Annotated in this window: 28 protein-coding genes; 18 read left to right on the forward strand and 10 right to left on the reverse strand. The window is 47.3% G+C overall.

Going from position 1 to position 24,553, the window contains the following annotated elements; translation table 11 throughout:
- Nucleotides 1-26 precede the first annotated feature (26 nt).
- A complete protein-coding gene (locus ACTHUF_RS06165) occupies nucleotides 27-611 on the forward strand; it encodes an opacity family porin (protein ID WP_314575544.1) in 585 nt (194 codons plus the stop codon).
- Nucleotides 612-723: 112 nt separating this feature from the next.
- Here the strand turns inward: ACTHUF_RS06165 and ACTHUF_RS06170 are convergent, their stop codons facing one another.
- The 7 genes from ACTHUF_RS06170 to ruvB all read right to left on the reverse strand — a co-directional run bounded on the left by ACTHUF_RS06170 (nucleotide 724) and on the right by ruvB (nucleotide 5,884).
- The gene (locus ACTHUF_RS06170) at nucleotides 724-1,092 is read right to left on the reverse strand and encodes a VanZ family protein (protein WP_440407351.1); all 369 of its coding nucleotides are present in this window, start codon (nucleotides 1,090-1,092) and stop codon (nucleotides 724-726) included.
- Nucleotides 1,089-1,298 (reverse strand): dioxygenase, encoded by a 210-nt coding sequence (locus ACTHUF_RS06175; RefSeq protein WP_070585485.1) that lies wholly within the window; start codon nucleotides 1,296-1,298, stop codon nucleotides 1,089-1,091. Before ACTHUF_RS06175 ends, ACTHUF_RS06170 begins: the two co-directional genes overlap by 4 nt.
- A 103-nt stretch (nucleotides 1,299-1,401) precedes the next feature.
- The gene (gene pth, locus ACTHUF_RS06180; protein ID WP_003683307.1) at nucleotides 1,402-1,980 is read right to left on the reverse strand and encodes an aminoacyl-tRNA hydrolase; all 579 of its coding nucleotides are present in this window, start codon (nucleotides 1,978-1,980) and stop codon (nucleotides 1,402-1,404) included.
- Between the two features lie 54 nt (nucleotides 1,981-2,034).
- Entirely contained in the window at nucleotides 2,035-2,307 is a 273-nt protein-coding gene (locus ACTHUF_RS06185; RefSeq protein WP_049348046.1) for an RnfH family protein, read from the reverse strand.
- On the reverse strand, nucleotides 2,300-2,731 hold the full coding sequence (locus ACTHUF_RS06190) for a type II toxin-antitoxin system RatA family toxin (protein WP_003683270.1): 432 nt from the start codon (nucleotides 2,729-2,731) through the stop codon (nucleotides 2,300-2,302). The genes ACTHUF_RS06185 and ACTHUF_RS06190 overlap by 8 nt, the downstream gene beginning before the upstream one ends.
- Nucleotides 2,732-2,821: 90 nt before the next feature.
- Nucleotides 2,822-4,729 (reverse strand): ATP-binding cassette domain-containing protein, encoded by a 1,908-nt coding sequence (locus ACTHUF_RS06195; RefSeq protein WP_315093664.1) that lies wholly within the window; start codon nucleotides 4,727-4,729, stop codon nucleotides 2,822-2,824.
- Nucleotides 4,730-4,852: 123 nt separating this feature from the next.
- Nucleotides 4,853-5,884 carry a Holliday junction branch migration DNA helicase RuvB gene (gene ruvB, locus ACTHUF_RS06200; RefSeq protein WP_440407352.1) on the reverse strand — a complete coding sequence of 344 codons (1,032 nt, stop codon included), beginning with the start codon at nucleotides 5,882-5,884 and terminating at the stop codon, nucleotides 4,853-4,855.
- A gap of 216 nt (nucleotides 5,885-6,100) precedes the next feature.
- On the opposite strand from ruvB, the gene cmk reads away from it, so the two are divergent.
- From cmk to ACTHUF_RS06250, 10 genes are all read left to right on the forward strand, one after another.
- The gene (gene cmk, locus ACTHUF_RS06205) at nucleotides 6,101-6,760 is read left to right on the forward strand and encodes a (d)CMP kinase (RefSeq protein ID WP_440407353.1); all 660 of its coding nucleotides are present in this window, start codon (nucleotides 6,101-6,103) and stop codon (nucleotides 6,758-6,760) included.
- Nucleotides 6,761-6,914: 154 nt separating this feature from the next.
- Nucleotides 6,915-8,600, forward strand: a complete 1,686-nt coding sequence (gene rpsA, locus ACTHUF_RS06210; protein WP_003678994.1) for a 30S ribosomal protein S1 — start codon at nucleotides 6,915-6,917, stop codon at nucleotides 8,598-8,600.
- Nucleotides 8,601-8,610: 10 nt separating this feature from the next.
- Nucleotides 8,611-8,925 (forward strand): integration host factor subunit beta, encoded by a 315-nt coding sequence (locus ACTHUF_RS06215; protein WP_003678992.1) that lies wholly within the window; start codon nucleotides 8,611-8,613, stop codon nucleotides 8,923-8,925.
- Between the two features lie 260 nt (nucleotides 8,926-9,185).
- Nucleotides 9,186-10,322, forward strand: a complete 1,137-nt coding sequence (zapE, locus tag ACTHUF_RS06220; protein ID WP_440407354.1) for a cell division protein ZapE — start codon at nucleotides 9,186-9,188, stop codon at nucleotides 10,320-10,322.
- 94 nt (nucleotides 10,323-10,416) lie between these two features.
- Nucleotides 10,417-10,842: a nucleoside-diphosphate kinase gene (gene ndk / locus ACTHUF_RS06225; RefSeq protein ID WP_440407355.1), complete on the forward strand. Its 426-nt coding sequence runs from the start codon at nucleotides 10,417-10,419 to the stop codon at nucleotides 10,840-10,842.
- Nucleotides 10,843-11,014: 172 nt separating this feature from the next.
- Nucleotides 11,015-12,103: a 23S rRNA (adenine(2503)-C(2))-methyltransferase RlmN gene (gene rlmN / locus ACTHUF_RS06230; RefSeq protein ID WP_440407356.1), complete on the forward strand. Its 1,089-nt coding sequence runs from the start codon at nucleotides 11,015-11,017 to the stop codon at nucleotides 12,101-12,103.
- A gap of 8 nt (nucleotides 12,104-12,111) precedes the next feature.
- Nucleotides 12,112-12,867: a type IV pilus biogenesis/stability protein PilW gene (gene pilW / locus ACTHUF_RS06235; protein ID WP_003683469.1), complete on the forward strand. Its 756-nt coding sequence runs from the start codon at nucleotides 12,112-12,114 to the stop codon at nucleotides 12,865-12,867.
- A complete protein-coding gene (locus ACTHUF_RS06240; protein WP_315093675.1) occupies nucleotides 12,868-13,752 on the forward strand; it encodes a helix-turn-helix domain-containing protein in 885 nt (294 codons plus the stop codon). It abuts the gene before it with no gap.
- 1 nt (nucleotide 13,753) lies between these two features.
- Nucleotides 13,754-15,019 (forward strand): flavodoxin-dependent (E)-4-hydroxy-3-methylbut-2-enyl-diphosphate synthase, encoded by a 1,266-nt coding sequence (gene ispG / locus ACTHUF_RS06245; protein ID WP_315093677.1) that lies wholly within the window; start codon nucleotides 13,754-13,756, stop codon nucleotides 15,017-15,019.
- Between the two features lie 33 nt (nucleotides 15,020-15,052).
- Nucleotides 15,053-15,898 (forward strand): DUF817 domain-containing protein, encoded by an 846-nt coding sequence (locus ACTHUF_RS06250; RefSeq protein ID WP_315093679.1) that lies wholly within the window; start codon nucleotides 15,053-15,055, stop codon nucleotides 15,896-15,898.
- Between the two features lie 58 nt (nucleotides 15,899-15,956).
- Here ACTHUF_RS06250 and ACTHUF_RS06255 read toward each other — a convergent pair whose 3' ends face one another.
- Both ACTHUF_RS06255 and ACTHUF_RS06260 read right to left on the reverse strand, forming a co-directional pair.
- Nucleotides 15,957-17,498: an L-lactate MFS transporter gene (locus ACTHUF_RS06255; protein WP_440407357.1), complete on the reverse strand. Its 1,542-nt coding sequence runs from the start codon at nucleotides 17,496-17,498 to the stop codon at nucleotides 15,957-15,959.
- 225 nt (nucleotides 17,499-17,723) lie between these two features.
- Entirely contained in the window at nucleotides 17,724-18,305 is a 582-nt protein-coding gene (locus ACTHUF_RS06260; RefSeq protein WP_003683473.1) for a superoxide dismutase, read from the reverse strand.
- A 154-nt stretch (nucleotides 18,306-18,459) separates the two neighbouring features.
- Between ACTHUF_RS06260 and dnaB the strand changes: the two genes are divergently transcribed.
- The 6 genes from dnaB to ACTHUF_RS06290 all read left to right on the forward strand — a co-directional run bounded on the left by dnaB (nucleotide 18,460) and on the right by ACTHUF_RS06290 (nucleotide 23,330).
- Complete coding sequence (gene dnaB / locus ACTHUF_RS06265) at nucleotides 18,460-19,866, forward strand: replicative DNA helicase (RefSeq protein WP_036490624.1); 1,407 nt, start codon at nucleotides 18,460-18,462, stop codon at nucleotides 19,864-19,866.
- A gap of 159 nt (nucleotides 19,867-20,025) precedes the next feature.
- Nucleotides 20,026-20,691 carry a GspH/FimT family pseudopilin gene (locus ACTHUF_RS06270; RefSeq protein WP_315093685.1) on the forward strand — a complete coding sequence of 222 codons (666 nt, stop codon included), beginning with the start codon at nucleotides 20,026-20,028 and terminating at the stop codon, nucleotides 20,689-20,691.
- A gap of 15 nt (nucleotides 20,692-20,706) precedes the next feature.
- On the forward strand, nucleotides 20,707-21,372 hold the full coding sequence (gene pilV / locus ACTHUF_RS06275) for a type IV pilus modification protein PilV (RefSeq protein ID WP_315093687.1): 666 nt from the start codon (nucleotides 20,707-20,709) through the stop codon (nucleotides 21,370-21,372).
- A gap of 2 nt (nucleotides 21,373-21,374) precedes the next feature.
- Entirely contained in the window at nucleotides 21,375-22,310 is a 936-nt protein-coding gene (locus tag ACTHUF_RS06280; protein ID WP_440407358.1) for a PilW family protein, read from the forward strand.
- A complete protein-coding gene (locus tag ACTHUF_RS06285; protein WP_049322681.1) occupies nucleotides 22,289-22,837 on the forward strand; it encodes a pilus assembly PilX family protein in 549 nt (182 codons plus the stop codon). The genes ACTHUF_RS06280 and ACTHUF_RS06285 overlap by 22 nt, the downstream gene beginning before the upstream one ends.
- A 4-nt stretch (nucleotides 22,838-22,841) precedes the next feature.
- Nucleotides 22,842-23,330 carry a PilX family type IV pilin gene (locus tag ACTHUF_RS06290; protein WP_315093692.1) on the forward strand — a complete coding sequence of 163 codons (489 nt, stop codon included), beginning with the start codon at nucleotides 22,842-22,844 and terminating at the stop codon, nucleotides 23,328-23,330.
- Between the two features lie 53 nt (nucleotides 23,331-23,383).
- Here the strand turns inward: ACTHUF_RS06290 and ACTHUF_RS06295 are convergent, their stop codons facing one another.
- Complete coding sequence (locus ACTHUF_RS06295) at nucleotides 23,384-24,004, reverse strand: Smr/MutS family protein (protein WP_036490614.1); 621 nt, start codon at nucleotides 24,002-24,004, stop codon at nucleotides 23,384-23,386.
- 135 nt (nucleotides 24,005-24,139) lie between these two features.
- Between ACTHUF_RS06295 and ACTHUF_RS06300 the strand changes: the two genes are divergently transcribed.
- Nucleotides 24,140-24,517: a hypothetical protein gene (locus ACTHUF_RS06300; RefSeq protein ID WP_315093694.1), complete on the forward strand. Its 378-nt coding sequence runs from the start codon at nucleotides 24,140-24,142 to the stop codon at nucleotides 24,515-24,517.
- Nucleotides 24,518-24,553 lie beyond the last annotated feature (36 nt).

The raw sequence follows: 24,553 nt of genomic DNA on the forward strand, positions 1-24,553 counted from the left end.
TCTAATCCTACATTAAGGACAAAATCATGAAAAAAGTTCTGGTAACACTGATTGCTCTTTCCCTGCCTACATTTGCATTGGCTGATGCAACCAAAGGTTTTTATGTTCAAGCTGATGCTGGTCATGCTACTGTAAAAGCAAGAAATGATGATGCAAGTGGATCAGTTAAAGGCTTTAGCCCACGCATTTCTGCCGGTTACGATTTCGGCAATTTTCGTGTTGCAGCTGATTATACTCACTATAAATCTTTTAAATCAGATTCTGAAACTCCAACTACCATTTACAAAGACAAAGTTAAATTCCAAAGTGTTGGTGTGTCAGCAATTTACGATTTTGACATTAACGCACCTGTTAAACCCTATGTCGGAGCACGCTTAGGAATTAACCGTGTATCTGCAGATGAAAGTGCAACTAGCAAAGTAAGTAATGCTTATTACGAAGAAAGCTATCGCAAAACTCAAACCGGTATCGGAGCATTGGCTGGTGTAAGCTACGAAGTAACGCCTAATATTGCTTTAGATGCTGGCTACCGCTACAACTACTGGGGCAAATTTGAAGATGACAGAGTACACTCTCACGAAGTATCTGCCGGTGTACGCGTAAAATTCTAATTTTTAAATACTTGGCATGAAGCAATCATTGCTTCATACATCAAGTAACAAAAGGCCGTCTGAAACCTGTTTCTCAGGATTTCAGACGGCCTTCAAGTTTTTTTAAATATATCTAACTTTTTGCTGCTTTTACTTTTGCTGCAAACCATAGCGCCGCAGCCGTACCTGCCATATCGGCAATGCCATCCACGATCGAACCTTGGCGCGTAGCAGTCAGAAATGCCTGAGCCAGCTCGCTGCCTACTGCGAATAATAAAGCGGCAAACAGAATGCCTTTATAGGGAATATTCCTATTGTCTTGAATAAATATTTTTGCACACAACCATGCCTGACCGAAAAACAGTCCGAAATGGCCGACTTTATCAAAATGGGGAAATGGCGGAGCGCTATTGCCGCCCTCTTTGAAAAGTAAGGCATAAATGGCGGCGGCAAACCAGATTAAGGCAGCGGCAGTAAATTTGTTTAATGGTAAGGCTTTCATTTTTCGGCCTCTTCATCCAGCCATGTTTGACAGATGTCTGCCAAGCGGACAAATTTCCCACCCCGTGCCTTCAAAATATCACGCCATTGTGCTACTTCTTCTGCATCCGGGGCATCTTCAATACTGCATTCGTAAAGGCAGAAGTCTAATGTTTCGCCAACAATGCCTGGGGCTTCGGTCTGCATCAGGTTGGTCAGTTCGTTCATATTTACTGTTTCTTTGATTGGTTTATCGCTAACCAGACCGCGCCATCTGTTTTCAGGCCGTCTGAACATGATGTGCAAGGCTGCCCGTTTGATTTGGGCACACTTACTTACTGTGTAAAAAACGCGTTGCCTCTTCCCATTCGCCATTTAACACGGCCGGCAATCCTTGCAGGGATTTGGCGATGGAATCATCAATTTGCTGTCTGTGTTCCGCCGACGGTTTATTCAACACATAACCGACAACCAGATTACGGTCGCCCGGATGATCAATACCCAAGCGCAGGCGGTAGAAATTAGGCGTACCCAAACGAGCCTGAATATCTTTGAGACCGTTGTGTCCGCCGTTGCCGCCGCCAAGTTTGAATTTGATACGGCCGCATGGAATATCCAGCTCGTCATGAACCACTAAGATTTCCTCCGGCTTGATTTTGTAAAACTGAGCCAAAGCGGCAACAGCCTGACCGGAGCGGTTCATAAATGTCATGGGTTTGAGCAGCCAAACATCGCCATCAGGTGTAGTGGCGCGCGCTACTTCGCCGTAAAATTTCTTTTCGTCTTTAAAATTGACTTTCCATTTCCACGCCAGTTCGTCCAACAGCCAAAAGCCGACATTGTGGCGCGTTTGTTCGTATTCTTGGCCGGGATTGCCCAAACCGACGATTAATTTAATTTTCAAGCTCATTACTGTTCTTTCAGTTTGACAGGCCGTCTGAAAAAGTTTCAGACGGCCTTCGATTTACTCTTGTCCGGCGCGTTTACGTCGCGCTTCTTTCGGATCAATCAACAATGGACGATAAACCTCAATCCGATCGCCATCGCGCAACACCGTCTCGTCTTTCACTGCCTTGCCGAAAATACCCAAAGGCGCTTGTTGCAAATCCAACTCTGGAAACTCTACCTCCAAACCGCTTTGCAGGGCGGCTTCGCGTACGGTTGTCCCTTCGGCAACGGTCATGTTCTTCAACACTTGCCTATCGGCTAGTCCGTAAACAATTTCAATCTCAAGCATAGCGGCGGTCGGCCTCTTTAATAAAAGCATCCACCAGCGTACCGGCAAGATGGCCGAATACTGGGGAAATCATGGCAGAGAGTACGGCATTGGAGAAATCGTATTCTAATCTGAATTCGACTTTACACATATCATCGCCCAAATCGATAAATTTCCAAGTGCCGCGCAGGGTTTTAAACGGCCCTTCGAGCAAATCCATGCGGATTTCCTGCCCCGGGATATTGTGGTTGTGCGTTGCAAACGACTGTTTGACGCGCATATAGTCCATAAACAGGCGCGCTTTGAGCTCGTTGCCTTTGCGTTCGATGACTTCGGTCTTGCTGTACCACGGCAAAAATTTCGGATAGTCCTCGACCTTGTCAACCAGCTCAAACATTTCCTTAGCGCTATGCAGCACCAATACATTTTTCTCGACTTTTTTCATGTTGGTTGTAGACCTTGTTTTTAAATATTCGGGGTTCAGACGGCATGATGTAGAAAAATATCCGCCCTACTTTGGGACAAAATTCCCAATTTAAACCGCTTCTCCGTTTTGTTTCGCTTCCAGCCATTCCCAGCGTTCGAGCTTTTCCAAAAGCGACATCTCGATTTCGTCAGCCCTGCTTTGCAATGCACCTGCTTTTTCGTAATCTTTAAAAATTTCAGGATCGGAAAGCTGGGTATTGATTTCAGCCTGCTCGGTTTCCAAAGCAGCGATTTCATCAGGCAGGGCGTCGAGTTCGCGCTGTTCTTTATAGGAAAGTTTGACAGTGCGGTTGGCTTTGGGTTTGACTTTCTCAGGCTCGGCAACCACTTTGGGCGCAGAGGCCGTCTGAATTTTCTCTTCCCGCGATTTTGCGTCGATATAATCCTGATAGCCGCCGATGTATTCTTTCAGACGGCCTTGTCCTTCGAAAACAATGCTTTGGGTAATCACATTATCCAAGAACATACGGTCGTGCGAGACGAGGAATACCGTGCCTTGATAATCGCGCAGCAAGTCTTCGAGCAGCTCTTGGGTGTCGATGTCCAAGTCATTGGTCGGTTCGTCCAAGACCAAAATATTGGCGGGACGGGTGAAGAGTTTTGCCAGCAGGAGGCGGTTGCGTTCGCCGCCGGAGAGCGATGAAACAGGGCTTTGCGCGCGGGCGGGGTGGAACAAGAAATCTTCCAGATAGCTCATCACATGTTTTTTCTTGCCGCCGACTTCGACGTAATCGTTGCCTTGGCCGAGCGTGTAAAACACGGTATCGTTTTCGTTCAACGCGCTGCGGAACTGGTCGAAATAAGCAACTTCCTGCTTGCTGCCGATGCGGATTCTGCCGTAAGTCGGCTGCAATTCGCCCAAAATCAGCTTGAGGAAGGTAGTTTTGCCGATACCGTTTGGACCGATTAAGCCGATTTTGTCGCCGCGCTGCAAGATGGCGGAGAATTTGTCCATGATGACTTTGTCGCCATAGGCAAACGAAGCATGTTCCAATTCGGCAATGATTTTGCCGCTTTTCTCGCCGCTGTCGAGCTTGAAATTGACCTGCCCCTGCACGTTGCGGCGTTCGGCACGCTGGCGGCGCAATTCTTCCAAACGGCGCACGCGGCCTTCATTACGGGTGCGGCGCGCTTCAATTCCTTTTCGTATCCATGCTTCTTCCTGCGCATGGAATTTGTCGAAGAGGCGGTTGTGTTCCGCTTCAATCGCCAATTCCTGCGCTTTTTTCTCGCTGTATTTGGAGAACGAGCCAGGATAGGAACGTAGAATGCCACGGTCGAGTTCGACGATGCGCGTGGCGATGTTGTCCAGAAAACGGCGGTCGTGGGTAATCACAACCAAACTGCCTTCAAACGCCTTGAGCAGGTTTTCCAGCCAGATAATCGCGTCGATGTCCAAATGGTTGGTCGGCTCGTCCAGCAGCAATATGTCGGGCTTCTGCACCCAAGCCTGCGCTAAGGCAACACGCTTTTTCTGTCCGCCGGAAAGGTTGCCGATTTTTTCGTTTTCCGGCAAACCGAGTTCGCCCAAAGTCTGCTTCACCGCCGCATCCAGCTTCCAGCCGTCTTTCGCTTCGATTTCAAGTTGCAATTCGTTGAGTTCTTTCAACAAAGCCTCACTCGAACCATTTTCCAACTCATGGCTGACATAATGATAACGGCGTAATAAATCACGGATTTCACCCAAACCTTCGGCGACGGTATCAAATACGGTTGCGTCCTTATCAAAAAAGGACTCCTGCGGCACATAAACGATTTTGAGGTTGTTTTGAACAATAATCTGCCCGTCATCGAGCTTTTGTACGCCTGCAAGGATTTTTAAAAACGAAGACTTACCCGCACCGTTGCGGCCGATTAAACCGATTTTCTCGCCGCTGTCGAGTTGAAAAGAAGTTTTGTCGAGCAAGGCGACATGGCCGACGGCAAAAGAAGCATTTTCTACGGATAAGATATTCATGGGGAAACTTCAAAAAAGAAAAAGGGGAACATTTTAACCGATTATCGGCAGATATTTACCGACAATCATATGAAATTGAAAGTATCAGGCCGTCTGAAAGCAGTTTTCAGACGGCCTTCATTATTATTCTTGGATCTTTAAACCGAAATGCAGATAAGCTCTTTCGGTTGCCACGCGTCCACGCGGTGTACGCTGTAAAAAGCCCTGCTGAATCAGATAAGGTTCAATCACATCTTCGATGGTATCGGTCGATTCGCCAATCGCAGCGGCCACGTTTTCCAAACCGACAGGACCGCCGCTGAATTTGTGCAGAATCGCCTCAAGGAATTTCCTGTCCATCACATCCAAACCCTGCCCGTCCACATCCAGCATACTCAAAGCCGCATCGGCAATTTCCGCATCAATCACGCCGTTGTTTTTTACATCGGCATAATCGCGCACACGTCGCAAAAGGCGGTTGGCAATACGCGGCGTACCGCGGCTGCGCTTGGCCACTTCCATCGCACCCTCTTCGCCCATTTCCAACTGCAACAATTGAGCAGAACGGGCAACAATAGTCGCCAAGTCTTTGTTTTGATAAAACTCCAATCGAGACACAATACCGAAACGGTCGCGCAACGGATTGGTCAACATACCGGCACGGGTCGTCGCGCCCACCAATGTAAACGGCGGCAAATCGATTTTGACCGAACGTGCGGCCGGCCCCTCTCCAATCATGATGTCCAACTGATAATCTTCAAGCGCAGGATAAAGGATTTCTTCAACCACGGGGCTTAAACGGTGGATTTCATCAATAAACAGCACATCATGCGGCTCGAGGTTGGTCAATAACGCTGCAAGGTCGCCGGCGCGCTCCAAAACCGGGCCGCTGGTTTGGCGCAAATTAACGCCCAACTCTTTAGCGATAATATGCGCCAAAGTAGTTTTACCCAAACCCGGAGGGCCAAACAACAAAGTGTGGTCAAGCGCTTCGCCACGTTTTTTCGCCGCCTGAATAAAAATAGCCAGCTGCTCTTTGGCCTTATCCTGCCCGATATAGTCGTCCAAAGTTTTCGGACGTAAAGCGCGTTCAAGCAATTCTTCCTGAGCTGAAATATTTTGAGCAGTGATAATGCGCTGAGATTGTGCAGAAGTAAGATTATCGGTTTGTAACATAATGTTTCTAAATTCGAAGATCATTCCCGGCCCGTTGTTTCAGACGGCCCGAACAATCAGATAAAGCGGTTAAATTATGATTTTGGCCATTATACCCGATAAGGCCGAACCACTTTTCCTTCAAATTTAAATCACACAAAAATTTTCGTTTTCAGACGGCCAAAGCAACGTATAATAAACGGTTAATTCAATTAACTATCGCATTCAGGAGAACACATGAGCCTCAAGCAAAAAGTCATCGCCATCGACGGCCCCAGCGCATCCGGCAAAGGGACGGTTGCCTCACGCGTAGCCGAAGCCTTGGGTTTTGTTTACCTCGACTCCGGTGCGCTTTACCGCCTGACGGCGCTTTACGCACAAAAACAAAATGTTGCCTGGACAGATGAAGATGCCGTCAGCACACTGGCAGAAACCTTGCCCGCACAATTTGAAGGCAGCGTCGTGTTATTAAACGGCGAAGATGTGTCCGAACAAATCCGTACCGAAGCCATCGGCATGGGTGCATCTGCCGTCGCGCAGTTGCCTAAAGTGCGTACTGCCCTTTTGCAGCGCCAACGCGATTTCCTGACTGAAAAAGGTTTGGTCGCCGACGGCCGCGATATCGGCTCGGTTATTTTCCCTGATGCCGCATTAAAAATCTTCCTGACTGCAAGTGCCAATGTTCGCGCCCAACGTCGCGCCAAACAACTCGGTATTCCATGCGAAGGCGTTGCATTCGAGCGCATTTTGTCAGACATTGAGGCGCGCGACGAAGCAGACCGCCGCCGCCCTGTTGCCCCATTGAAACAGCTGCCCGACGCCCTGCTTTTAGACACTGATAACCTTTCTATCGAAGAAACTGTAAAAAAAGTGCTTGATTGGTATCATAAAGTTTAAAATTTGGAGTATAATCGCGAAGTTTCCATTTCAGACGGCCTGTTAACCGTATAACCAGGCCGTCTGAAAACATTTCCCAACCTGCCGCGCCAAGGACGGCAGGTCATTTCAAACCTAACCCGCACCCCTTGGCGGTGTACCGAAAAGAGTATATATGACTATGGAAAATTTTGCCCAGCTGCTGGAAGAAAGCTTTACCCTGCAAGAGATGAACCCAGGTGAAGTGATTACTGCCGAAGTAGTCGGCATCGATCAAAACTTCGTTACCGTTAACGCAGGTCTGAAATCAGAATCTCTGATTGATGTTGCTGAATTCAAAAACGCTCAGGGCGAGATTGAAGTTAAAGTTGGTGATTTCGTTACCGTTACCATCGAATCTGTTGAGAACGGCTTCGGCGAAACCAAACTGTCCCGCGAAAAAGCCAAACGCGCTGCCGACTGGATCGCTTTGGAAGAAGCTATGGAAAACGGCGACATCCTGTCCGGCGTTATCAATGGCAAAGTCAAAGGCGGCCTGACTGTTATGATCAACAGCATCCGCGCATTCCTGCCGGGTTCTTTGGTTGACGTACGTCCTGTAAAAGACACTTCTCACTTCGAAGGCAAAGAAATTGAATTCAAAGTGATCAAACTGGACAAAAAACGCAACAACGTTGTTGTGTCCCGCCGCGCTGTTCTGGAAGCTACTTTGGGCGAAGAACGCAAAGCCTTGCTGGAAAACCTGCAAGAAGGTTCAGTTATCAAAGGTATCGTTAAAAACATCACCGATTACGGTGCATTCGTTGACTTGGGCGGCATCGACGGTCTGTTGCACATTACCGACTTGGCATGGCGCCGTGTGAAACACCCAAGCGAAGTTTTGGAAGTTGGTCAAGAAGTAGAAGCCAAAGTCCTGAAATTCGACCAAGACAAACAACGCGTTTCCCTGGGTATGAAACAACTGGGCGAAGATCCTTGGAGCGGCCTGACCCGTCGTTACCCACAAGGTACCCGCCTGTTCGGTAAAGTATCCAACCTGACCGACTACGGTGCATTCGTTGAAATCGAACAAGGCATTGAAGGTTTGGTACACGTTTCCGAAATGGATTGGACCAACAAAAACGTACACCCAAGCAAAGTTGTTCAACTGGGTGACGAAGTTGAAGTCATGATTCTGGAAATCGACGAAGACCGCCGCCGTATCTCTTTGGGTATGAAACAATGCCAAGCTAACCCTTGGGAAGAATTTGCCGCCAACCACAACAAAGGCGACAAAATCTCCGGCGCAGTTAAATCTATCACCGACTTCGGCGTATTCGTAGGTCTGCCTGGCGGCATCGACGGCCTGGTTCACTTGTCCGACCTATCTTGGACTGAAGCCGGCGAAGAAGCAGTACGCAAATACAAAAAAGGCGAAGAAGTTGAAGCCGTTGTATTGGCCATCGACGTTGAAAAAGAACGCATCTCTTTGGGCATCAAACAACTGGAAGGTGATCCGTTCGGCAACTTCATCAGCGTAAACGACAAAGGTTCTTTGGTTAAAGGTTCTGTGAAATCTGTTGACGCCAAAGGTGCCGTAGTTGCTCTGTCTGAAGAAGTTGAAGGCTACCTGCCTGCTTCTGAATTCGCCGCTGACCGCGTTGAAGACCTGACTACCAAACTGAAAGAAGGCGACGAAGTTGAAGCCGTTATCGTTACCGTTGACCGCAAAAACCGCAGCATCCGTCTGTCTGTTAAAGCGAAAGACGCTAAAGAAAACCGCGAAGCGCTGAATTCAGTTAATGCCGCTGCAACTGCCAATGCCGGTACTACCAGCTTGGGCGACTTGCTGAAAGCCAAACTGTCCGGCGACCAAGAATAAGGTTGCAGACATGACGAAGTCTGAATTGATGGTTCGCCTCGCAGAAGTGTTTGCCGAAAAAAATGGCAACCAACTGCTGGCTAAAGATGTCGAATACAGTGTAAAAGTCTTGGTTGATACCATGACCCGCTCACTGGCTCGTGGACAACGTATCGAAATCCGCGGCTTCGGCAGCTTCGACTTGAACCACCGCCCTGCCCGTATCGGGCGCAACCCTAAAACCGGCGAACGTGTGGAAGTGCCTGAAAAACATGTTCCCCACTTCAAACCGGGTAAAGAGTTGCGTGAGCGTGTAGACTTGGCATTGCAAGAAAGTGCTCATTAATACTTAGTAGCAAAACGCCGCAGAAATGCGGCGTTTTTTTGTTTTTTCAAAAAATACTAAAGCCAGCCCTTTTTGCTTGCACCTTAATCGCACACTTTTCCAACTATATTGACAACAAAGCCTTTGCAAAAAACGCAGGCCGTCTGAAATCATTTATAATAGACCGACCATTCCGTAATGAGAACATCATTCCGACTACTGTCCAAATTATTGCGGAAGATGTTTCGACTATCGCCAGCAAAACATAATAAAGGTTATACATGAGCAATAGAGACCAACTATTTACGCCACCGCCATTTGAAAACCACAGCCCATTAACTTGGTATCAGGCCGCCGCCGAACAACCCAACTTCATCCGTGACGAAGCACAAGCACGAGCCATTGAATATTTGGATCGCTTGTGGACCGAGCTGATGATGTTCAAACGCAAACGCAACCGTTTTCTCGGCCGCAGCCTGCGTTCCCCTCAAGTACCTAAAGGACTCTATTTTTATGGCGGCGTAGGACGTGGTAAAAGTTTCCTGATGGACGCTTTTTTTGGCTGTCTCCCTTATCGCCGTAAGCGCCGCGTGCATTTCCATGCCTTTATGGCCGAAATTCATCAACGGCTGAAAGCTTTAAAGAGTGAAGCAAATCCTTTAAAAGCCGTTGCAGCAGAAATTGCCAAAGAAACACGCGTATTATGCTTTGATGAATTTCACGTCAGCGACATTGCCGATGCGATGATTTTAGGCCGTTTATTGGAAAACCTGCTGAGCGAAGGTGTTGTTTTGGTGGCCACTTCCAACTACGCCCCATCCGAACTCTATCCTCAAGGCCAAAACCGCAGCAGCTTTCTGCCAACCATCGCCCTTATCGAATCTAACCTGACCGTTTTAAATGTAGATGGCGGAGAAGATTACCGATTGCGCACATTGCGCCCTGCCGAAATTTTCTTTGTGCCCAATAATGAAGAAAACGAGCAAAAACTGGCTACTTTATTTAAAGAAATGAGCGGAATCTCTGAATTGAATCCAGGAATCAGCATTATTCATGGACGGGAAATTCCTCATAAAGCCCAGTCGGAACGCGCCATCTGGTTTGATTTCCGTGCATTGTGTTTCGGTCCGCGCTCACAAGCCGACTATCTTTATTTGGCCGAACATTACGAGATGGTTTTTCTATCAGGATTGGAACGCCTGACCCCTCAAGAAAAAGCAGAAGCACGCCGTCTGACATGGTTGATTGACGTTTTATATGACTTCCGCGTGAAATTGTGCGCCACCAGTGCCGTTGGCGTAAACGATATTTATATCGAAGGCGATTTTGCCGAAGAATTTACCCGTACAGCCAGCCGTATGGTCGAAATGCAGTCCGAAGTCTATTTGGAGCAACCGCACCTGACTTTAAGCAAATAATGCCTTTCCCAAAAAAGGGCGAAATTTGGTAAAATACACTCCCCTTGCCTTTGGGTTACGACAACTTACCTTTCAATAAAAACAAGGACATAATATGGCCATCGAACGTACGATTTCCATCATCAAACCCGATGCGGTAGAAAAAAACGTCATCGGCAAGATTTATAGCCGCTTTGAAGAAAACGGCCTGCGCATTATTGCGGCAAAAATGAAACAGCTGTCTGAGCGCGAAGCAAAAGAGTTTTATGCCGTACATAAAGGCCGCCCTTTTTACGAAGACTTAGTTAAATTCATGACACGCAATCCCGTCATGATTCAAGTATTGGAAGGTGAAAACGCCGTTGCTAAAAATCGTGAATTGATGGGCGCAACCAATCCGGCTGATGCCGCTCCAGGCACAATCCGCGCCGACTTTGCAGAATCTGTCAGCATCAATGCTGTGCACGGTTCTGACAGTGTGGAAAACGCTGCGATTGAAATTGCCTACTTCTTCAGCCAAAGCGAAATCTGCCCACGATAAAAGCAAAAAGCCTGTAGCCGCTTTACGGCCGTCCGATTCCATATCGGACGGCAAAAGTGCTTTGTATGCCCTGCAAATGACAGGCCGTCTGAAACCCCCTAAAGGCTTTTAAAGCAAAGCTGACCGATAAGCCTCTTTACTTTAAAAGCTTTATTGAGAAACATAAAAATACATGAAAACCAATCTACTGAATTACGATTTAAACGGACTGACGCAACACTTTGCCGAAATGGGTGAGAAACCTTTCCGCGCCAAGCAAGTCATGCGTTGGATGCATCAAGCCGGTGCACAAAACTTTGAAGAAATGACTGACTTGGCCAAATCATTGCGCGCCAAGCTGAATGAACAAGCCACAATCGAAGTGCCTAAATTAATGATGGCACAAGAATCCACTGATGGCACACGCAAATGGTTGCTGGATGTCGGCACGGGTAACGGTGTAGAAACCGTCTTCATTCCCGAAGCCGAACGCGGTACCTTATGCATCTCTTCCCAAGTAGGTTGCGCATTGGAATGCACCTTCTGCTCTACCGGACGACAAGGTTTCAACCGCAACCTGACTGCCGCCGAAATTATCGGTCAGCTTTGGTGGGCCAATAAAGCCATGGGCGTTACCCCTAAAAATGAACGCGTTATCTCCAACGTGGTGATGATGGGTATGGGCGAACCCATGGCAAACTTTGATAATGTTGTTACCGCTTTGAGCATTATGCTGGATGATCACGGCTATGGTTTAAGTCGCCGCCGCGTGACCGTTTCCACTTCGGGTATGGTTCCGCAAATGGACAGACTGCGCGATACAATGCCTGTTGCTTTAGCCGTATCTTTACACGCCTCCAACGACGAAGTGCGCGATCAAATCGTTCCGCTGAATAAGAAATATCCATTGAAAGAATTGATGGCGGCCTGTCAACGTTATCTGGTCAAAGCCCCCCGCGACTTTATTACCTTTGAATACGTTATGCTCGATGGCATCAACGACAAGGCCCAACACGCGCGCGAATTGATTGAATTGGTTAAAGATGTACCGTGCAAATTCAATCTGATTCCGTTCAACCCTTTCCCCAATTCCGGCTACGAACGTTCTACCAACGAGAATATCCGCATCTTCCGCGATATTCTGCAACAAGCCGGCTTTGTCGTTACTGTCCGCAAAACCCGCGGCGACGATATTGATGCCGCTTGCGGACAATTGGCCGGACAAGTACAAGATAAAACACGCCGCCAACAAAAATGGCAACAAATTTTGGTCGAACAATAAGGTTAATTATGAAAATCAAGTTCGGATTCGCTTTACTTACCGCACTGACTCTTTCTGCCTGCGCATCCTCTTCCGGACCAAGCCCCAAAGAACGTGCCATTCAGGTTTCCAATATCAAAACCCAGCTTGCCGTAGAATATATGCGCGGCCAAAACTACCGCCAAGCTACTGAAAGTATCGAAGAGGCGCTTAAATTCAATTCAAAAAACGATATTGCTTGGTTGGTACGCGCTGAAATTTATCAATATCTGAAGGTCCGCGATAAAGCTCAGGAAAGCTTTCTTAAAGCATTATCTTTAAAACCGGATAGTGCGGAAGTTAACAACAATTACGGTTGGTTCTTATGCAATCAAATGAATGCACCTGCCGAATCCATGGCTTATTTTGATAAAGCACTGGCCGATCCGACCTACCCGAGCCCCTTTATCGCCAATATGAATAAAGGCATTTGCAGCGCAAGATTAGGCCAATACTCTTTGGCTCAAGCCTATTTGGAAAGGTCTTTGGCGGCCAATCCACAATTCTTCCCTGCTTTCAAAGAGCTTGCCCGAACCAAAATGATGGCAGGCAATCTGAACGATGCCGACTATTATTTCCGTCAATACCAAAGCAAAGTCGATGTCCTGCAGGCTGACGATTTGCTTTTAGGCTGGCGTTTGGCTACCGCCTTGGGTAATAAACACGCCGCATACGAATACGAAGCCCAACTTAGGGCAAACTTCCCTTATTCAGACGAACTACAAACCGTCACAACAGGCCACTAAATGGAAAATAACGATAAAATCAACTACGACACACAAGCCGCCAAAACATTGGGGGATGAATTACGCAAACACAGAACTGATGCCAAAATCGATATTCAAGATGTTGCTTCACGTTTGAAACTGTCTGCCGAACAAATTGATGCTTTGGAAAAAGGGGAATATTCCGGCTTTCCCGGTTTAGTCTTTGTTTCAGGCTATCTGCGTTCATATGCACGATTTCTGAAAATCGACGAACAAACCATCGCCAAACATTTGCTCTCCATTACTCCGCAACTTGAAGACCATGTATACGCGGTAACACGCAGCACCAACGCTGGCTTAAGCTACACAGACACTGAAAAACAAGGTTTCCCAAAATGGATATTGAGGATAGCCGCACTGGCTTTGGCTGTAGGCGGCGTTTACTTTTGGCAAAGTAAATCCAGTTTTGAAAACGAACAGGCAAATATTCAAAACAGCAAAGATGTTGCTGATACGATGAAAACGCCTGCCTTAAAAACGGATAATGTTGCCGTTAGCGAAATGACGGAAGACGGCAAAAAAGAAATAACCAATAAGCCTAAAGTGACTAATGATCAAGCTGCCTCAGCAGCTTCCGCCGTCGTACAAGAAGAGAAGCCTGCCGTCAAAGTTGAAAAAGACGAACTTTGGATTAAAGTCCAATACCGAAGCAATCTGATTATTACAGACAAAGATGGAAAAGTAGTATTCAGCCGTATTGTTCCAGCCGGAAGCGAACAACGTCTGAGAGGCGGCGCGCCTTACAATGTTTGGCTCGGTATTGCAGCCGGCTCTGAAGCCAATTACGGCGGCACACCTATCGAACCTTTGAAATACCGTGTTGCCGGTGAGAAATCCGCCTCTTTTGTTGCAGGAAAAAACTAAAATGACCACACCTAAACGCCGTCAGACACATCAAGTCAAAATTGACCACCTCATCATCGGCTCCGAGGCGCCCGTTCTTGTCCAATCCATGACCAATACGGATACGGCAGATGCCGCAGCAACTGCCAAACAGGTCAAAGAATTGAGCGATGCCGGCTCGGAAATGGTCCGCATCACGGTCAATACTCCTGAAGCAGCTTCCAAAGTAGCCGAAATCCGCAGCCGCTTAGACGATATGGGCTACACCACTCCTTTGATTGGTGATTTCCATTTTAATGGCGAACGCTTATTGGCCGAATTTCCTGAGTGTGGCAAAGCCTTGGCCAAATATCGGATTAACCCGGGCAATGTCGGCAAAGGTGCAAAAGGCGATGAAAAATTTGCCTTTATGATTCGTACTGCCGCAGAAAACAATAAAGCCGTACGCATCGGTGTGAACTGGGGTTCGCTTGATCAAAGCCTTGCCAAGCGCATGATGGATGCCAACTTAGCTTCTGCTACACCGAAGCCGCCTGAAGAAATCATGAAAGAGGCTTTGATTGTTTCTGCGCTGGAATCGGCAGAAAAAGCCGTGGCTTTGGGCTTGCCTGAAGACAAAATCATTTTGTCGTGCAAGGTCAGCGCCGTACAAGACTTGATTCAGGTTTACCGCGAATTGGGCAGCCGTTGCCGCTATCCGCTCCATCTCGGTCTGACCGAGGCTGGCATGGGCAGCAAAGGTATTGTGGCATCTACCGCTGCCTTGGCTGTATTGCTGCAAGAAGGCATCGGCGACACCATTCGAATCTCCCTAACCCCCGAGCCCGGCAGTTCGCGCACTCAGGAAGTCATTGTCGGTCAGGAAATCCTGCAAACCATGGGCTTGCGTTCCTTCACACCAATGGTTACAGCCTGCCCGGGCTGCGGCCGTACCACCAGTACCGTATTCCAAGAATTGGCGCAAGACGTACAAAACTATTTACGCCAAAAAATGACTGTTTGGCGCACTGAGTATCCAGGCGTTGAATCATTGAACGTTGCCGTAATGGGTTGCGTAGTTAATGGCCCGGGCGAGAGCAAGCTTGCCGATATCGGTATCAGCCTGCCAGGTACAGGCGAAACTCCGGTTGCGCCGGTTTATGTAGACGGCGAACGCAAAGTGACCCTCAAAGGCGACAATATCGCTGCCGAGTTTTTGCAAATCGTTGAAGATTATGTCAAAACCAACTATTGTGAAGGTGGCGCAAAACGTAAGCAAAACCGTGTCATTCCAATTCAGTCTGCCTAAAACATTATCAAGCTAAAGAGGCCGTCTGAAAATATGTTGGGCAAACTGGATACTTGGCTGACTGAGCATCCCAAACGCAAGGATTTGCATGGTTGGCGACGCTTTATCGTTGAATTTTGGTTTTTCGGTTTGAAAGAAGCACGAGCCTGCTTATTTGCAGGCTTGTTTTTCATTGCTATGTTTCTTATTCCGAAAACAGGTTGGCTGGGAATTTCGCGCTATGACCTGCTGCTGATTTTTGCCGTCTCCGTACAAGCAGCCATGCTGTATTTCAAGCTGGAAACTTGGGATGAAGTGAAATCGATTACGCTGTTTCACTTTGTGGGCTTTGCTTTAGAATGGTTCAAAACATCGGGCGGTATCCAATCCTGGAGCTATCCGGAAGAAGCATATACCAAAATCGGCGGCGTACCGCTGTTTGCGGGCTTTATGTATGCCGCGGTCGGCAGCTATATTATCCAAGCATGGCGGCTGTTTGACCTCAAAATCAAAAGCCATCCGCCATATTGGTTGGGCACTTTGTGCGCGCTGGCGATTTATATCAATTTCTTTACCCATCACTATATCGGCGACTATCGCTGGTATCTCGCAGCCTTTGCTCTCGGCCTATACGCCCGGACGACAGTCTTGTACACGCCCTATGACACCACTCGCAAAATGCCGCTCCTGCTCGCTTTCGTCCTGATTGGATTTTTCATTTGGCTGGCGGAAAATTTAGGAACTTTATTCGGCGTTTGGCGCTATCCCAACCAAATCGGCGCGTGGGCATCGGTACACATCAGCAAATGGAGCTCATGGGCTTTACTGGTGATGATGACTTTTACCATCGTTGCGAATTTAAAACATATCAAGCATACCATCAACGTATCGAAAGATTAGTTGTTTAACATTTAAAAAGGCCGTCTGAAACTTTCAGACGGCCTTTCATTTTCAACAATCAATTAAACAAACTTAAGGCTTTCACAAACACCATAATGACACCGTAGCCCAAAGGAATGCAGACCAAAGCCCAGCGCCACCACACCCCGATACCGCCCGCTGAGACTTTTTTGCTAATCAGATAGGCATCGGATACAGCGGTTTCATCATCGGGATTACGGCTATGGGCCGCTACTTTAATGTCTTTCTCGTGATGCTTTTCATGAACCGAACGGACACTCAGGTTACACAGCAAACCGACAATCAACAAACCCGCCATGATGTACATGGTAATGCTATAAGCCTCGGCAGCCGGAACGTCGCTTTCAATTTGACTTTGGCGGATATAGTTAACCAATACCGGGCCAATAACGGCCGCAGTTGACCATGCCAGCAAAATCCTGCCGTGGATTGCACCGACTTGATAAGTGCCGAACAAATCCTTCAAATACGCCGGAATCGCTGCAAAACCGCCGCCATACATGGAAATGATGACGCAGAAACCAATGACAAACAAAGCCTTGTTACCGCTCCCGCCAATAGATGGAATGGCAAAATACAACAGCGAGCCGAGCACGAAGAAAATGGTATAAGTGTTTTTACGGCCGATTTTATCGGACACGCTGGACCACAAAAATCGGCCGCCCATATTAAACAGGCTCAACAGGCTCACAAAACCTGCCGCCGCGCCCGCACCAATTGCCGCTTGTTTTCCTACAGATGCCTCGGAAAAAAGCTCCTGAATCATGACGGAAGCCTGTCCCAACACACCAATACCGGCCGTTACATTCAAACACAACACCCAAAACAAGAGCCAGAATTGCGGCGTTTTCATGGCTTGTGAAACATTGACATGATTGCTGCTGACCAATTTGCTTTTGGTTTTCGGCGCAACATAACCTTTAGGTTTCCAGCCATCGGCAGGTACACGGATCGTAAACGCGCCAAACATCATCAATACCAAATAAAACAATCCTAAAACCACAAAAGTCTGCGCGACGCCAACTGAAGTTTCACTGGAGAAAAAACTCATCAGCGATACCGACAAAGGCGAGGCCAACATCGCGCCGCCGCCAAAACCCATAATCGCCAAACCTGTCGCCATGCCTGGTTTATCGGGAAACCATTTCATCAATGTCGATACAGGCCCGATATAGCCCAATCCCAAACCAATCCCGCCAATCACGCCGTTGCCCAAATAAAGCAAAAACAGATTGTGCGTATGGACGCCGATTGCCGACACAAAAAAGCCCAAACTAAAACAGCAGGCGGCAACAAACATCGCCTTACGCGGCCCAACGCGTTCCATCCATGTACCGAACATGGCCGCAGACGCGCCCAACATCGCCAAAGCGATACTGAAAATCCAACCCACCGTGGTCAGCTTCCAATCTCCGGCAGCCGACTCAGTGATACCGATAAGCTTGGTTAAAGGCGCATTAAACACGGAATAAGCGTATATCTGCCCGATGGCAAGATGCACAGCCAAAGCGGCAGGCGGTACCAGCCAACGATTAAAGCCGGGTTTGGCAATGGTCGCCTCACGGTCTAAAAACTTCATAAAATCCTCTTATCTTATGTATGTCAAACGCTGATTCCATATCATATGGAATCGAAAAATTGTTAACAATATTGTAACATTAATCTCCCATTTTCCTTTTTGTCCTCTCCATGATAATTTTGCGCATCAGACAGAAAAAACATTCATCTAAACCATTTTTCTCATCCAATATCAACAAAAAGGCCGTCTGAAAAATTTTCAGACGGCCTTTTCATTCATATCGTTTTATGCGGCGAAGCGTTTGGCAACTTCATCCCAGTTAACGATTTCCCAAAAACCTTTCAGGTAGTTAGGACGGCTGTTGCGGTAGTCGATGTAGTAGGCGTGTTCCCATACGTCACAAGTCAACAGCGGAGTATTTTCAGTAGTCAGCGGAGTACCTGCATTGGAAGTAGAAACCAGATCCAATTCGCCGGCAGGCGTTTTCACCAACCATGCCCAACCGGAACCGAAAGTACCGGCCGCACAGGCATTGAACGCTTCTTGGAATTTCTCGAAGCTGCCCCATTTGGCGTCGATGGCCGCAGCCAATTCACCGGCAGGTTTGCCTTGGCCTTTAGGGGTAAAGCCCAGCCAGTAGAAAGTGTGGTTCCAAGTTTGGGCAGCGTTGTTGAACATACCGCCGGAAGATTTTTTCACGATTTCTTCCAAAGGCATTTCTTCAAACTCCGTGCCTTTGATTTGATTGTTCAAGTTGGTGATGTAGGTTTGATGGTGTTTGCCGTAGTGGAACTCCAAAGTTTCTTTGGTCAGATGTGGGGACAATGCGTCCAGTTCATAAGGCAGTTGTGGCAGCTTATGTTCCATTTTTGTGCTCCTGATTGTTGATATTTATATTTTGGTAGTGTGCGTCGTCATATTGACAACATGACTATTTTACCTGCTTTAGCCTAAACAAACCAATTGAACTTACACTGCGTTATAATAGCGGATTACAATTTTCCAGCCAGAGATGCCCGTCATGAGCAATTATTCCGACATGCCGTCTGAAGACCGTGAAATCAGCGCATTATCACTGCCGCCGCATTCCACAGAAGCGGAGCAATCCGTTTTGGGCGGCCTGATGCTGGAAAATTCGGCTTGGGACCGTATTGCCGATGTCGTTTCCGGCGAAGATTTCTACCGCCATGAACACCGCCTGATTTTTCGTGCCATTGCCAACCTGATTAACGAAAGCCGCCCTGCCGACGTCATTACTGTTCAAGAAAGTTTGGAACGCAATGAAGAATTGGAAGCGGCAGGCGGATTCAACTATCTGATTACGCTGGCGCAAAACACGCCATCCGCTGCCAATATCCGCCGCTACGCCGAAATCGTGCGCGAACGTTCCATCATGCGCCAGCTTGCCGAAGTCGGCACGGAAATTGCACGCAGCGCCTACAATCCGCAAGGGCGCGATGCAGGCCAGCTTTTGGACGAGGCGGAAAATAAAGTATTCCAAATTGCCGAAAGTACCGCCAAATCCAAACAAGGCTTTCTTGAGATGCCCGATCTTTTGAAAGAAGTGGTCGAGCGCATCGATATGCTTTATTCGCGCGATAATCCTGACGAAGTAACCGGCATATCAACTGGTTTTATCGACCTCGACAAAAAAACATCAGGCCTCCAACCGGGCGATTTGATCATCGTCGCAGGCCGTCCGTCTATGGGTAAAACCGCCTTTTCGATCAACATTGCCGAACACGTTGCCGTAGAGGGCAAGCTGCCTGTCGCCGTATTCTCGATGGAGATGGGCGGTGCGCAGCTGGTTATGCGTATGCTGGGTTCAGTCGGACGTTTGGATCAAAGCGTTTTAAAAACCGGCAGATTGCAAGACGAACACTGGGGCCGTCTGAACGAAGCGGTCGTTAAACTCTCCGATGCGCCCATGTATATCGATGAAACTCCGGGTTTGACCGCGCTCGAGCTGCGCGCCCGTGCCCGTCGTCTTGCGCGCCAGTTCAACGGCAAATTGGGTTTGATCGTCATCGACTACCTGCAATTGATGTCAGGCTCCGGCCGTTCTGACAACCGCGCTTCCGAGCTTGGCGAAATTTCCCGCTCCCTCAAAGCATTGGCCAAAGAATTGCAAGTTCCCGTCATTGCCCTGTCGCAGTTGAGCCGTACCGTTGAACAGCGTACCGACAAACGCCCGATGATGTCCGATTTGCGTGAATCCGGCGCAATCGAACAAGATGCCGACTTGATTATGTTCATGTATCGTGATGAATACTACAACTCAGAATCACCCGCAAAAGGCTTGGCGGAATGTATTATCGGCAAACACCGTAACGGTCCCGTCGGGAAAGTATTCCTCACTTGGATGGGTCAATTTACCAAATTTGATAATGCTGCCTATGTTCCAGAATCCATGTTGATGGAAGATTGAGACAGGTTATCTGAAAAACTAACCGAATTTCATATTTTATTAGTCACGCATTCCAAAATCGTTTAGAATAAATCCAATAAAAGCAAAAGCATTGCCACAAGCAAATGCAAAAAGAGAAAACGTCGGTTACCCCAACACATTACTACCCAAAAATCACTCATGTATCAGACACAAAAAGGCTTCACTCTAATCGAGTTGCTGATCGTCATTGCTATTGCCGCAGTAATGGCCGTCATCGCATTTCCAAATATGAATCAATGGATTGCCTCCAGACGTGCGGCATCGCAAGCAGAGCAAATTGCCAACCTGCTGCGCTTCGCGCGAAATGAGGCCGTCCGTCTCAATCTTCCCGTTTACATCTGCCCGGTCAAAATCAAATCCGATGGCTCGCCCAATAATGGTTGCGATTCCAAATATGCCGGTAATGGTATGTTGGCCTACGCCGATAAAAACGGAGATTCCAACTATAAAAACGATACAGTCGATTTATCCGTCCGCTCCATTATCCTTAATGGGGATACCGACAAAGTGGAATACAGCTTCAACTATATCCCTATCGGCAATGACCGTTCCGCCCTCTCGACCTCAGCTTCAAAAGAAGTCTGGTGGAGATTCCTGCCCAATGGTACATTTGGCCATTCAACCGATGGAAAGAATTATCAATTTTCAGACGGCCACATCAAAATCAGCCTGACGGATAAATCTGCTACCGATGCTGAAACCAAAAAAGCCCTTGCCACCGTACTTTTAATCAATGGCAATGGGCATGTCGAAATCTGTGCTAAAAACGATGAGCGCAAAATGTGCGAATACTCTTCCAAATAATAACAACGGTATCTTATGAACATTACAAATTCTACTCATCTTAGATCATTTAAAGGCCGTCTGAAAACGAACTCAACAAGCTTTACCCCAAAACTTCAATCGGGTATGACCCTGATTGAAGTTTTGATTGCCATGTTTGTCCTTGCCATCGGTGTGCTGGCTCTTCTGGCTGTCCAACTACGTACCGTATCCAACGTGCGTGAGTCTGAAAATCAAACCACAGTCGCCCAAATTACACAAAATCTAATCGAAGGCATGCTCATTAACCCGACGCTCTCTGAAGAAACCGATACTGCAGGCGACAAAACCTCCCGTTATAAAAAATCCTACGATGCTTACATCACATCAAGCTCTGAACAGCTGAAAGACTCAAAGCAAACCAATGAATTTAAAGAAAAAATGACAAAAGCGCAACTTGCACAAGCTCAAATTGCCCAGTTTAAAGCCGATTTAGCCAAAGCCCTTCCCGAAGCCCAAGTCTTCTCGACTATCTGCAAAGATTCTTCCGGTGCAGAGCCGACTTACGAAAAGGGGTTTAACGCAAAATGCGATGGCAAAGGCGACACAACCATCGTGAAAGTTTTATGGTTGCAAGATGTTGAAGAAGAAAATACCGCAAAAAATCTCAATACATCGGGGCATCACGTTGTCTATACCTACCAATCACGCGTAAGAGACTAACAATGAACAATAAACGCTTACTCAACCATATTCCCAATAAAACCACGATGCGCGGTTTCAGCATCCTTGAATTTCTGGTTGCCAGCCTGCTCAGCATGATTGTCTTAATGGCTGTCAGCTCCACCTACTTTACTGCACGCGGATTGAACAAATCTGCCAACACCCGTATCGGTATCCAACAAGATTTGCGCAACGCCGCCAATATGATCGTCCGTGATGCACGTATGGCAGGCAATTTCGGCTGCTTCAATATGTCTAATTTTCCTGCCTCTGCAGTGATAGAAGACAAAAGCTCAGATGAATATACATTGAAAACGACGGGTGTGAATAATCTGTTACCGATTAAAGAAATCAATAAATTAGGCTATGCAGGCTTTGCTCAAACCGGCAAAGCCCTGCTGTTTCAATATGGAATCGACAAAGCAAACCCTGCTGCAAAAACTGCCATTGTCAGCAGCTGTTTCGGTATTGCCAAACCTCAAACAGAAATTAAAGATTTGGATGCGGCAAAAACGGCTTTGAAAATGACCGACTCTGATCAAAACGGCAGTATCGCCATTATGAAGCATGAAATGATTGCCTACGCTGTCGGTAAACTTGGCGAAGAGAGCGGTTTGTTCCGTTTCCAATTATCAAATGATGGCTCATGGAGTAATCCGCAGCTCCTGATTAAAGGCATCACTACTATGGATATTCACTATATCTATGCAGAATGCCCTCATTCTGAAAATGCCTCTGCCAGCGGCGTAAATACAGAATCCTTTGATTACAAAACCGCATTGGATAGCTCAGCTGAAGCCAAGTCTCCGGCCTCAATCCAAATCGTACTGAATAACGGCAGTATCGACTCATCGAAAGAACAAGACAATAAAGTCGATATCTACAATATTAATGCCACCATCCGCGGAGGAAACGTATGCGCCGACCGATCACTCTAATAAAACCTGACCGGCAACAAGGCTATGCTTTGTTTATCGTCTTAATGATGATGATCGTCATCGCCCTGCTCGTGGTTACAGCCACCCAGTCCTACAATACCGAACAGCGTATCAGCACCAATGATGCCGACCGCAAACTGGCAACCACCTTGGCCGAAGCCGCATTGCGTGAAGGTGAAAATCAAATTTTTGATATTGAAGGGAAAAAGACTAATTTTACCAAAGAGTGTAAAGATGGTTTTTGCGCCACACCTAACGTGAAATCTGACAGCGAAGCCATCGAAGAAACCGCTACTGAAGATGCCTGGAAAAGAAAATGTGATAAAAATCAAAATCTTTGCATCGATACCAACGGTAAAGAATACTCCCTAGGTAAGAATAGCGGCATCGCAAAAAATCCACGCTACATTATCGAATATTTAGGTAAAACTACTGAGGGTCGAATTACCTACCGCGTTACCGCCAAAGCATGGGGTAAAAATGCCAATACCCAAGTCGTTCTTCAGTCTTACGTTGCCAGCGAATAATAAAATGAATACCACCTCTACCCAACAACTAGGCTTTACGCTGGTTGAGATGATGATTACCGTCGCCATCTTAGCCATCCTGAGCGTCATTGCCATTCCGTCTTACAACCGCTACATTGAACGCGGCTACCAATCACAAGCGCATGCCGAGTTAGTCGCCATCAATTCTGCTTTTAAAAACCAGATGGTTAAAAATCCAAAGTGGAAAACTGATGAGATTAAAACCAAGTTGGATGACTTTATTTCCTCATATAAAGGCCATAAAGATTTGGCAGACAAATACCAATACTCTGCCGAAATGATTGATGCCAATAAAAGCCGTGCCTATCGTCTGAAAGCTATTCCCACAAAAACAGGCTATACCCTTTCCGTTTGGATGGATAGTTTGGGCAATGCTTACAAATGCACTGATATGGATTCCGCCAATAATTTCAAAACTGCAATGACCAATGGAAAAGGTTGCGAATCGGTTTCCAAAAAGAAATCTTCTTAAACTGACAACCATAAAAAAAGCAGTGTCATCTTACTGACACTGCTTTTTATATTTTACTGCTTCCAATCATCGTCTCGGCGTTGGCGTTTCAACAAAATCCTGACTGCGCCATCATTGCCTTGTCGAGGCTCGACATAAGCCAATACATCAGGATGTTGCATCAACCAGCGGCGCGTCATATTTTTCAAAACTGGTTTATAGCCCGCAGAACCCAAGCCGCTGCCGTGGACAATCTCGCCGCAAACGCCGCGTTTTTTCGTAAACTCAATAAATTCGTTCAATACCTGCTGCGCTTCTTCCTGCGTATAGCCGTGCAAATCCACATCCGCCACCACGGGATAATGGCCGTTTCGCAAACGCATCAAATCATTTTTCCCCTGTCCGTTTTTACTGAACGAAGCCGGCGGTTCTTCCCAGCCGCCGCTGCCCACATAAAAATAATCTTCCTGTTCCAAAGTCGCCATTTCTTTAGGTCGCGGTTTGATAGGCGATTTATCGCGGGGCTGTTCATAATAGTTGCCGGCATTTTTCAACGGCGTAACCTTGCCAACCGCCTTGCTGAAATCCACATCTTCCGCCTGCTTTTTAGCCTTCGCTTCCGCCTCCCGCTCCGCAGCTTCCTTTTTCGCCTGTTTACCCAAAGCCTTCAGCGTTTCTTGAAAGTTTGCCGTCATGGTTTGTCCTTTCCAAAAAATTGATTGCGTACATTATAGCAAACCCGATTGCAAGGCCGTCTGAAAGACTCTTATCATCGCACCTTGTTTAGGGTATAGTATTGTCGCCTTGTCAGTCTTACAAAGAGAAAAATCATGTTTAAACGCCCGGAAGAAATTATTGTTTTGGTACTTGCCCTATTATGGGTCGCACTCAGCTACTACTTCGCCGCCATCCTGATTTCAGATGCCTACACCATCCTCCTAATTACCGTATTGACCTTTATTTGGGCGATTGCATGCTTCTTCTTGTGGCAACGCAACTTAAGCCGCCATATTTGGCCGCTGTTTCTCGGCAGCCTGGTTGCCTGCTGGTGGCCCTACTTCACTTGGCTTGCAAGCGACGTTCCCGAAGGCACATGGTATTCGGGCTGGACATTCAAATCCATTATCGCCCTGATTCCCGTTGTAGTCGCCTATGTCTTCAAGTGGAAGCGAAGCCGGAAAAACAAAATTTCCAACACCCTTGCCTGATACCTTACGCCGTCTTTTTCAGACGGCGTTTTCCAT

Origin of the sequence: Neisseria sp. P0024.S006, from assembly GCF_051956595.1 — a bacterium.
In the GTDB taxonomy this organism is placed as follows: Bacteria; Pseudomonadota; Gammaproteobacteria; order Burkholderiales; family Neisseriaceae; genus Neisseria.

What these genes read in the sequence shown, in the direction of transcription:
- ACTHUF_RS06170 (WP_440407351.1), bottom strand. Translation starts at nt 1,092, where the DNA reads ATGAAAGCCTTACCATTAAACAAATTTACTGCCGCTGCCTTAATCTGG.
- ACTHUF_RS06215 (WP_003678992.1), top strand. Translation starts at nt 8,611, where the DNA reads ATGACGAAGTCTGAATTGATGGTTCGCCTCGCAGAAGTGTTTGCCGAA.
- ACTHUF_RS06300 (WP_315093694.1), top strand. Translation starts at nt 24,140, where the DNA reads ATGTTTAAACGCCCGGAAGAAATTATTGTTTTGGTACTTGCCCTATTA.
- ACTHUF_RS06260 (WP_003683473.1), bottom strand. Translation starts at nt 18,305, where the DNA reads ATGGAACATAAGCTGCCACAACTGCCTTATGAACTGGACGCATTGTCC.
- pilW (WP_003683469.1), top strand. Translation starts at nt 12,112, where the DNA reads ATGAAAATCAAGTTCGGATTCGCTTTACTTACCGCACTGACTCTTTCT.
- ispG (WP_315093677.1), top strand. Translation starts at nt 13,754, where the DNA reads ATGACCACACCTAAACGCCGTCAGACACATCAAGTCAAAATTGACCAC.
- ACTHUF_RS06240 (WP_315093675.1), top strand. Translation starts at nt 12,868, where the DNA reads ATGGAAAATAACGATAAAATCAACTACGACACACAAGCCGCCAAAACA.
- ACTHUF_RS06175 (WP_070585485.1), bottom strand. Translation starts at nt 1,298, where the DNA reads ATGAACGAACTGACCAACCTGATGCAGACCGAAGCCCCAGGCATTGTT.
- ACTHUF_RS06165 (WP_314575544.1), top strand. Translation starts at nt 27, where the DNA reads ATGAAAAAAGTTCTGGTAACACTGATTGCTCTTTCCCTGCCTACATTT.
- cmk (WP_440407353.1), top strand. Translation starts at nt 6,101, where the DNA reads ATGAGCCTCAAGCAAAAAGTCATCGCCATCGACGGCCCCAGCGCATCC.
- pth (WP_003683307.1), bottom strand. Translation starts at nt 1,980, where the DNA reads ATGAGCTTGAAAATTAAATTAATCGTCGGTTTGGGCAATCCCGGCCAA.
- ACTHUF_RS06295 (WP_036490614.1), bottom strand. Translation starts at nt 24,004, where the DNA reads ATGACGGCAAACTTTCAAGAAACGCTGAAGGCTTTGGGTAAACAGGCG.
- ACTHUF_RS06195 (WP_315093664.1), bottom strand. Translation starts at nt 4,729, where the DNA reads ATGAATATCTTATCCGTAGAAAATGCTTCTTTTGCCGTCGGCCATGTC.
- zapE (WP_440407354.1), top strand. Translation starts at nt 9,186, where the DNA reads ATGAGCAATAGAGACCAACTATTTACGCCACCGCCATTTGAAAACCAC.
- ACTHUF_RS06190 (WP_003683270.1), bottom strand. Translation starts at nt 2,731, where the DNA reads ATGAAAAAAGTCGAGAAAAATGTATTGGTGCTGCATAGCGCTAAGGAA.
- dnaB (WP_036490624.1), top strand. Translation starts at nt 18,460, where the DNA reads ATGAGCAATTATTCCGACATGCCGTCTGAAGACCGTGAAATCAGCGCA.
- ACTHUF_RS06290 (WP_315093692.1), top strand. Translation starts at nt 22,842, where the DNA reads ATGAATACCACCTCTACCCAACAACTAGGCTTTACGCTGGTTGAGATG.
- rlmN (WP_440407356.1), top strand. Translation starts at nt 11,015, where the DNA reads ATGAAAACCAATCTACTGAATTACGATTTAAACGGACTGACGCAACAC.
- ACTHUF_RS06185 (WP_049348046.1), bottom strand. Translation starts at nt 2,307, where the DNA reads ATGCTTGAGATTGAAATTGTTTACGGACTAGCCGATAGGCAAGTGTTG.
- pilV (WP_315093687.1), top strand. Translation starts at nt 20,707, where the DNA reads ATGAACATTACAAATTCTACTCATCTTAGATCATTTAAAGGCCGTCTG.
- ruvB (WP_440407352.1), bottom strand. Translation starts at nt 5,884, where the DNA reads ATGTTACAAACCGATAATCTTACTTCTGCACAATCTCAGCGCATTATC.
- ACTHUF_RS06280 (WP_440407358.1), top strand. Translation starts at nt 21,375, where the DNA reads ATGAACAATAAACGCTTACTCAACCATATTCCCAATAAAACCACGATG.
- ndk (WP_440407355.1), top strand. Translation starts at nt 10,417, where the DNA reads ATGGCCATCGAACGTACGATTTCCATCATCAAACCCGATGCGGTAGAA.
- ACTHUF_RS06255 (WP_440407357.1), bottom strand. Translation starts at nt 17,498, where the DNA reads ATGAAGTTTTTAGACCGTGAGGCGACCATTGCCAAACCCGGCTTTAAT.
- rpsA (WP_003678994.1), top strand. Translation starts at nt 6,915, where the DNA reads ATGACTATGGAAAATTTTGCCCAGCTGCTGGAAGAAAGCTTTACCCTG.
- ACTHUF_RS06285 (WP_049322681.1), top strand. Translation starts at nt 22,289, where the DNA reads ATGCGCCGACCGATCACTCTAATAAAACCTGACCGGCAACAAGGCTAT.
- ACTHUF_RS06250 (WP_315093679.1), top strand. Translation starts at nt 15,053, where the DNA reads ATGTTGGGCAAACTGGATACTTGGCTGACTGAGCATCCCAAACGCAAG.
- ACTHUF_RS06270 (WP_315093685.1), top strand. Translation starts at nt 20,026, where the DNA reads ATGTATCAGACACAAAAAGGCTTCACTCTAATCGAGTTGCTGATCGTC.